At 61.8% G+C, this 7596-nt stretch carries 8 protein-coding genes; 4 read left to right on the top strand and 4 right to left on the bottom strand.

What is annotated here, in order from left to right:
- Positions 1–216: 216 nt before the first annotated feature.
- From IWX75_RS17820 to IWX75_RS17255, 4 genes are all read left to right on the top strand, one after another.
- A complete protein-coding gene (locus tag IWX75_RS17820; protein WP_196884749.1) occupies positions 217–366 on the top strand; it encodes a hypothetical protein in 150 nt (49 codons plus the stop codon).
- A 768-nt stretch (positions 367–1134) separates the two neighbouring features.
- Complete coding sequence (locus IWX75_RS17265; protein ID WP_051476803.1) at positions 1135–1533, top strand: sortase domain-bontaining protein; 399 nt, start codon at positions 1135–1137, stop codon at positions 1531–1533.
- A complete protein-coding gene (locus IWX75_RS17920; RefSeq protein WP_442858998.1) occupies positions 1491–1934 on the top strand; it encodes a helix-turn-helix domain-containing protein in 444 nt (147 codons plus the stop codon). Before IWX75_RS17265 ends, IWX75_RS17920 begins: the two co-directional genes overlap by 43 nt.
- 208 nt (positions 1935–2142) lie before the next feature.
- Positions 2143–2559: a VOC family protein gene (locus IWX75_RS17255; protein WP_196823489.1), complete on the top strand. Its 417-nt coding sequence runs from the start codon at positions 2143–2145 to the stop codon at positions 2557–2559.
- Here the strand turns inward: IWX75_RS17255 and IWX75_RS17250 are convergent.
- The 4 genes from IWX75_RS17250 to IWX75_RS17235 all read right to left on the bottom strand — a co-directional run bounded on the left by IWX75_RS17250 (position 2477) and on the right by IWX75_RS17235 (position 7308).
- The gene (locus IWX75_RS17250) at positions 2477–3187 is read right to left on the bottom strand and encodes an aspartate/glutamate racemase family protein (RefSeq protein WP_334684455.1); all 711 of its coding nucleotides are present in this window, start codon (positions 3185–3187) and stop codon (positions 2477–2479) included. The two genes, IWX75_RS17255 and IWX75_RS17250, sit on opposite strands and share 83 nt — an antisense overlap.
- A 1055-nt stretch (positions 3188–4242) precedes the next feature.
- A complete protein-coding gene (locus IWX75_RS17245) occupies positions 4243–5604 on the bottom strand; it encodes a serine/threonine-protein kinase (protein WP_196823488.1) in 1362 nt (453 codons plus the stop codon).
- Positions 5605–5979: 375 nt separating this feature from the next.
- Positions 5980–6654, bottom strand: coding sequence for a cupredoxin domain-containing protein (locus tag IWX75_RS17240; protein WP_196823487.1), 675 nt, complete (start codon positions 6652–6654; stop codon positions 5980–5982).
- A 372-nt stretch (positions 6655–7026) separates the two neighbouring features.
- Entirely contained in the window at positions 7027–7308 is a 282-nt protein-coding gene (locus IWX75_RS17235; RefSeq protein WP_196823486.1) for a hypothetical protein, read from the bottom strand.
- Positions 7309–7596 lie beyond the last annotated feature (288 nt).

The raw sequence follows: 7596 nt of genomic DNA, 5'->3' as shown, positions 1-7596 counted from the left end.
GCACCACCCGTGATCCTGCCGCCGGTCGACGCACCACCCGTGATCCTGCCGCCGGTCGACGCACCACCCGTGATCCTGCCGCCGGTCGACGCACCACCCGTGATCCTGCCGCCGGTCGACGCACCGTCAGTGGATGTTCCGATCATTCAGCCTTCAGGGGCTGCACCTGTAGCGGTGGTTCCAACTGTTCCGGCGCGACCCGGGAAAAATGCGGGAATGAACATTCAGACAGCTGTCGGGGCCGTTGCCGTGACCGCGGCTGAGCCTGGGCATCAGATGTCCGGCCGAAGCGTAGCTGCTGTGGCCCTCTCGGGTGGCCTCGTCTACGTCCTGACGCGCGAAATTCGCAAGGGGCGTCTGAATTAGCAGGTGAAAGCGTGCCGGTGGCCGAATGGTCACCGGCACGCATTCTATGACGACGCGGAAGCATGCTGGCCTCTTGAACCGGGGCCGACACGCTGCACCGGCTCAATGAAGGGTTGAAGCTAGATGAAACACGATTCACACCGCGGCGATACCCAGCCGCCACCAACGGATAGAACCACCCGACGTATCTGGGCCGGCTTCACCCTTGGCATGGCTACCCTCCTGACGGCCATGGCACTACTCATCTCACCCCTCCCGCAAGCAGCCACTGGCGAAAGCCAGCCCGCTGCAGCCCCTGGTTCTTCGGTAGCCGGTAGCTTTACCGCCAATACGCCCGCCGCAACCCCTGGTTCTTCCGCAGCCGGTAGCGTTACCGCCAGTACGCCCGCCACAACCCCTGGTTCTTCGGTAGCCGGTAGCGTTGCCGCCAGCGCGCCCGCTGCAGCCCCACAAACTGAAGAACCCACACGAACACCGGCATCCGAACCTTTGCCACTTTTGCCACCAGTGGAAAGAGCTCCGGCAACTGCATTTGAACCTGCAGCTGAACCCGCGGACGGCACGCACTATGAAGACACGCAGCGAGACGCTCCAGAGCCCGGATCAGCCAAAGAAACGCCAGCGCCGACCAACTCCACGGCCGGTAACCCCCTAATTCTGCCAGCAGCTCCTGCGTTGGAAGCGGCGCCTGTCGGCTCCGCCGCCAGCCAACCTCAAGCTGCGGCTGCAGCCGCAGCTCCGCGGCACATCACCTATCAAGGCATTGGCATGGACCTGGACATTCTGCCCCTGACCCCTACAGCAGGGGACCAGAGCAGCGGAACTATCATTCCTCCTGCGACACTTGACGCCTACTGGCTCACTCCCTACGGAACGCCCGGCACCGGATCCGTCAACACCACGTACATCGTGGGGCATAGCTGGGAAAACCGCGACTCCGCGTTCAACCGAGCCAGTTCCCAGGCCAAACCCGGAGACCTTTTCACGGTGACCACCACCACCGGAGAGGTTACATACACGGTAAATTCCGTCACCACCCACAACAAGGACACCCTGAACACCAGTGACATCTGGGACATCGTCCCTGGCCGGCTCATTCTGGTTAGTTGCTACACCGCTGACCTGTGGGGAAAGAACGTCGTCGTCACAGCCTCACCCCTCGGCTAGTGGCGGCCTTGCACGCGGGGATTCATTTGCCGCGGTCGTCGAGGAGGCGGAGGAAGTTACGAAGCCTCTCCGAGCGGGAACAGATTCATGACCTTCACGTTCCAGGGGACTCCATCCGGGCTATTGCTCGGGCCTTGGGTCGGGCACCGTCGACGATCGGGCGGGAACTGGACCGGAATACCGCCACCGCCGCTGGGTACCTGCCCTACGCTACTCACCGACGGAGCCCAGATCGGCGTCGTCCAGGAAGAAGAACCGCTCCAACACCGCCTGCTCCAGGGCCCGCGCCTCGAATCACCCGTACGAGGCCTCCTCGGCCGCAGTCGAATATTCACGTTCAGCCATACAGGCCCAACGAACCGAGACAACCATCATTACCACCGGAGATCGGCTTAGCGTGATAGTTGGGCCCATACCAGCCGGACTTCTACCCGGGGGCCCAACCAGTGACTTTCCCGAACATTGGTCCTCAAGCCCCTTCTTCCTGCGGAAGGAATTTCTGTCGGCTGACGCGGGCATGGATGAAACGTTCACGGCCTACGCAGCAAGCCATTGTTATCCCTACCGGGAATGAGAGCCACTGTCAGTGCGATGTGGCAGACTCCGGTCATGACTATCTCGACCAGTGCTTATGCCCATGTTCGCTTGACTGTCACCGATATCGCAGCGTCGAGGAAGTTTTACGACGCCGTCTTCGGCTGGCCGGTTGCCTTCGACATTCCGGACGGGGCTGACGAGGAAACACGAAAGCAGCTCGACTTCCTGTACGACGGCGTCATCTACCAGTTGGGCAGCTCCCTGTTCGGCCTGCGGCCCGTCGCCCGCGACTCGTTCGATGAGGACCGCGTCGGCCTGGACCACGTGAGCTTCGCTGTCTCCGGGCGCGGGGAACTCGACAACGCCGTTGCAGTCCTCGACAACCTCGGCATCAGGCACGGCGGGGTCAAGGACATCGGCGCGGGCTACATCCTTGAGTTCCGCGACCCGGACAACATTGCCCTCGAGCTCGCAGCACCCAAGGCCTGATCTCGCGGGTGTGCCACCGCAGCGCCTCGTCCACGGCGGCGACCGCATGGAGACGGGTGGTCGGAAAGACCGGCACGGGGCTGTCCTCCTGGCCGATCAGTAGTTCGAGTTCGGTGCAGCCGAGGATGACGCCCTGCGCTCCCCTTGCGACGAGGTCGCGAATGATCTCAGCGAGTTCGTCCCGCGATGCATCGCTGATGACACCCAGCACGAGCTCCTCATAGATGATGCGGTGAATGCTCGCACGCTCGGGTTCCGGCGGGACCAGCACATCGATGCCGTACGCCGAGATGAAATTCCGGTAGAACGGCTGCTCCATGGTGAACGCCGTGCCGAGGAGCGCAACGGCCCCAAACCCTGCGTTCAGCACCTCGCGGGAGGCCACATCGCCGATGTGCAGCAACGGAATGCCGACCGCTTCCCGGACTTCCCGGGCCACGCGGTGCATCGTATTGGTGCAGAGCACAAGAAAATCGGCGCCCGCCGCTTCAAGGCCCTGCGCCTCGAGGGCCAGCAAGCGGCCGGCCTCTTCCCATTCGCCTGATGACTGCAGGGCTTCGATGTCGGCGAAATCGACCGACGTCATAACGCACCGCGCGGAATGCATGCCGCCCAGCCGTTCCTTCACGAGCCCAACTCTCCTGAAGGGGGACTATCTCACTAACGGTGTAAGAGCTATACCTGCAGTGGTTCATCCACCTGTGGGCAGGTGGAGCCCCTTGGGAGTCAGCTCAAAGCCGTCCACCTGTGGGTAAACCACTGCCATTGGTTTTCCTCGTGATGCGTGAAGAAGATGGGGGTGAATCCCCTCGAACAGGGCATTCCCGGACGATGAGGGCTCGTTCCCCCGAAAATAGTGAACCGGTGAACTTTTGGGCAGGTTAGTTGGTGTGGCTTTGGCGGCGGACGGTGTAGGTTCTACCGGCTGCGGCGAGGCCCTGATCCGGAATTTGCTGTACTGGATTAGCTAAGGATCGATGGGTAGAAGCGACGGGAGTACCGGGCCGCTCGGTACCGGCACTGGTCCCGGTGGCAGTACGGGCGGGTCAATTGGTGCGGGTACCGGCACGGTCGGAACCGGGGCCGGGCCATCCGATGGAGGCACCGGTTCGGGTTCGGGTGTGGGAACGGGGCTGGGCACAGGTGCAGGTGCCGGCTGTCGTGTGGGTACCGGCAACACTGGAGCAGGAGCGTTAGGCAGCACGGGAACTGGCTGCCGTGGAGGCACTGGCAGCGCGGGCGCCGGGGTCGGGGCAGCAGGAGGCAGGACGGGCGCCGGCTGTGGTGCTGGTGTCGGCGAAGCAGTGGGGGGTTGTGGGGGCTCTGACGTAGGTGTGGGAGCCGATGGTGATTGTTCTGGGGCAGCGATTCTAGCTTCCAGGCCTGCCCGCAGGGCTGCGATAGCGGTTAGGATGCGTTCCCTTCGATCGGCTGGAACTGAACCGTTGTCAACCAGGACATCGAGCCGGAAAGCAAGGCCGTTCAGAGCTACCAGTGATGCACTGTAGTCCTCATTGATGGTTTGCCGGGTTACTGTCAGGACGTCCGCCTGGAGTTGTTCCGCTGCACGGGCATCGTAGTCCTCTGCCCCGCTGCATCCGGCAAGCACCACAATCACCAACGACGCCACCGCGGTTCTGCGGGTCCGGTTGAAGTGGCGCAGCTTGTTACGGCGGGCGGCCATCAAGGGTCCACGCTTTCCTGTAGGTCGATGAGTAGTTCGCCCAGTTCCCCGGATGCTGGGGGGTAATCCACGGGAACGCTTCGGGCCTGTCCATCCAAGACCAGCATCAGCAGCACGACGGCGAAGAGAATTCCGATTAGTGCTGCAAGAACAATCAGCACCCACCGCAGAACAGGCTTTCGATGGTGTTCTGCCACCAATGGATGTAGTTGAGTCGCAGTTTCCGTGGCGGTGTCAATTTCGAGCGATTCCGTGATGGGAGAGGATGATAAGGCGTCGTTCCGCAGTGACCCGACGGGTCCAAGTGCAGCCGGCGTGCCTTTTCCTTCGGCGCCTACGGCTCCGGGGACGACGTCTTCTGGCCGGGTGGGGTTGCCGCTGTCCTGTTCCGACGTTGTGTCGGGAAGGATGCGCGCTGCCGGTTGAGGAGTCACGTGCGATCCGCCGTGAGGTGTATCTTCGCTTCCGAAAAGGGCGTCGTTCTGGAGCGTTGCGGAGACTTCGGCAGCTGTCGGACGGGCTGCGGCGTCCTGGGCAGTCATGCGGGTGAGCAGCCCTACCCAGGTTTCGCCGATTGTTTCCGGGATGTCAGGGTTGCGGTGGAGACGTGCCACGGCTGAAGCCGCAGCCGGGCCGGGAAAAGCTGTGACTCCTGTCAGGGTTTCCAGGAGGACCAGCCCAAGGGAGTAAACATCGCTGGCTGAAGTGACGAGACCGCCCCGGGCCTGTTCAGGGCTGAAGTACGCGGCCGTTCCGATGGACTGTCCGGTACCGGTGAGACGGGATTCGTCAAGAACGCGGGCGATACCAAAGTCAGTGAGCTTGTAGCGGGTCCTCCCGTGGAGATTCTCATCGTTTGAGATGAGGATGTTCCCCGGTTTCACGTCCCGGTGAATGATGCCGCGCCCATGAATGTCGGCCAGAGCGTCAGCGATCCCGGACCCCAGGATCGCCGCCGTGGCCGAGGCGAACGGTCCCTGCTGCTTGGCGCGCTGCAGATCCGTTCCCCGGACCAGTTCCATCACCAGGTACGTTTGTGGATGCAAGGTACTGGTATCTGTTCCGATATCAAAAACAGTCACCAGGTTAGGGTGATTCAGCCCTGCCAAGACCTTTCCTTCACCATGCTGGCGTTGGGCATCGTCTTGCGTCGTCGAACCTGCCCGGAAAACTTTCACTGCCACTTCCCTGCCAAGCAGTTCATCCGTTGCCTGGTAGACAGAGGCCATGCCGCCTTGGCCGATCAGGACACCCAAGGCATACCGGTCACCCAGGACGATGGCTCCCTGCGACCTGGGACCGCCCACCGGGATGGCCGTATCAGGCGTGGAGCCCTCAAGTTGATCGCCAACGCTGCTCATTTTGTGACTCTACCGACAATACTGATGACCCGTTGATCCGTTCCCGGTGCGCGGTGGCAGAAAAAGCGTCGGGAAACTCTTCGCGGTATTGGCCGCCAAGCGTGTTCCCGACGCTTCCGGCGGAAAAGGAAAAACCCGGCCACTAGTCACTCACACGTGAGGTGGTGATGAAGCTACCGGTGGTTTCTGGGTCTCAGATGACGGTGAAGGCGCGGGGGCGGCATCATGCTTGATGAAAAATTCAATCGACTTCCTCAAGGTTTCTCACCGCCGTGCAAAGCAATCGTTGGGCACGTTCCAGGCCAATGCGTGAGGGCCGTAAAACCGCGATGGACGAGGTGCGGTTTTACGGCCCTCACGGCGGGTCGGGTGGGATTAGGAGTTGTGGCTCCGGCGGCGGACGGCATAGGTTCCACCGGCTGCGGCGAGAAGGACCAGTCCTCCACCCAGAGCGATGATCGTTGACCCGTCACTTGCGTCGTTCATCGCTCCAGTGTCCGCGCCGCCCCGGGGGACAGCACCCATCTGGTCCATGCTGTTGCCTGCTGCACTGTCGGACTCAGCAGTGCCGGACTCTGCGACCTCGGGTGCCGGTGCCGCAGCTTCAGGTGTCGGTGCTGGTGCTGCCGGGGCTGGTGTCGTGGGTGCGGCGGGGGCCGGTGCCATGGCTTCAGCACCGACGGTCAGTGAACCTTTCATGTTGCCGTGGAACTTGCAGAAAAACCCATAGGTCCCGGCTTCGCTCGGGGCGGTGAATGTGGCGCTTTCCCCGCCGGGGATAGTGACATCGAAGGAACCATCATCGGCGGTCACCGAATGGGCTTCGGTGTCGTTGTTCGTCACGGTGATCTCACCGCCCGGGTTGACGGTTCCAGGACCGGAGAACACGAAGTCGTCGATGCTGATAGACATTTGCCCGGTGGTCATGGCCGGCACTGCGTGGGCGACCGGGCCGGGAGCCGCCACCGCTATCCCGGCGGATCCGAGGCCTGCTCCTCCCATCAGGGCTGCGGTGAAAGCGACGCTGAGAACTTTTTTGCTGGTGATCATGATGAGGCCCTCCGGCGGGGTGTCTAGGGGAACAACTGTTGTGGCGCATCAGTCGACGTGACGCACCGTTGCCGGATAACCACCGCCGCATGATATTCGTCACTCACAGCGTGTTGGATTGCTTTTTCGAAGACCAATGAGGGACAGAAATGACCGTTGTGTTTTAGCGGTCAAATCCGGTGACCCACTCCTGAGCGGTTGGCTGCCGGTGGTGGCATGACAAAAGCGCCGGAGAACACACGGTGGAGGCCGCTTACTGTGTTCTCCGGCGCTTTCGACCGGATAAATAAACATCCGGCCATCAATCACTCGCACATGAGGATAGGTAAGACACTACGCGCATCACCTGAGCTTTACCTGATGATGCACGTTTCATTTTTCTTGTCGTGCTCGCTCAAGGAGCGCATCGGTTTCTTCCAGTTCCCGAACCGCCGCGCACAGCAACCCTTGAGCGTGCACCTGATCGGCGGAGGCGGGACCGCTCTGCCCGGATCCGTGATCAGCAAGCAGAGTGCTCAGCTCTTCACACGCCTGACGGGCATCTAAAAGCTTCTGCACATAATGATCGCGGCGTGCTTCAAGGTCGATCACCGTGTAGCTTCTTGCGTCGGCCAACAAACAATCGATGTCATCATCCGCTTCGAAAATCGTCACACCAAAACCCTCCTTCAGCAGCATCCTCACAGGTCACACCCGCACCATATCTGACTAAGGGCACAATTCGGTGCCTGCAGACTGGTCCGCCCTCCGAATGCAAAGGTGCGGGCTCGAGCGTGACCGCGGACCCTGATCGGCGCCCACCTCGGCATTCCATCATCAACAGCCAAAACCCGCATCCGCGACGGGCGGGACTGCCCAGACTTTGGTTGACACGGGGGGTGGGTGGTCTCTAGGCCGCGTGTGCGGCTAAGTAGATTGTCTCAAACTCGACCGGAGTGAGCT

The sequence above is a fragment of the Arthrobacter sp. CAN_A6 genome, from assembly GCF_015751715.1.
Lineage (GTDB): Bacteria > Actinomycetota > Actinomycetes > Actinomycetales > Micrococcaceae > Arthrobacter_D.
The sequence above is the reverse complement of the archived record's forward strand: the minus strand, read 5'-3'. Positions and strand labels throughout refer to the sequence as shown.

Coding starts and splice junctions, on each gene's coding strand:
- IWX75_RS17255 (WP_196823489.1), top strand. CDS start 2,143: ATGACTATCTCGACCAGTGCTTATGCCCATGTTCGCTTGACTGTCACC.
- IWX75_RS17245 (WP_196823488.1), bottom strand. CDS start 5,604: ATGAGCAGCGTTGGCGATCAACTTGAGGGCTCCACGCCTGATACGGCC.
- IWX75_RS17265 (WP_051476803.1), top strand. CDS start 1,135: ATGGACCTGGACATTCTGCCCCTGACCCCTACAGCAGGGGACCAGAGC.
- IWX75_RS17820 (WP_196884749.1), top strand. CDS start 217: ATGAACATTCAGACAGCTGTCGGGGCCGTTGCCGTGACCGCGGCTGAG.
- IWX75_RS17240 (WP_196823487.1), bottom strand. CDS start 6,654: ATGATCACCAGCAAAAAAGTTCTCAGCGTCGCTTTCACCGCAGCCCTG.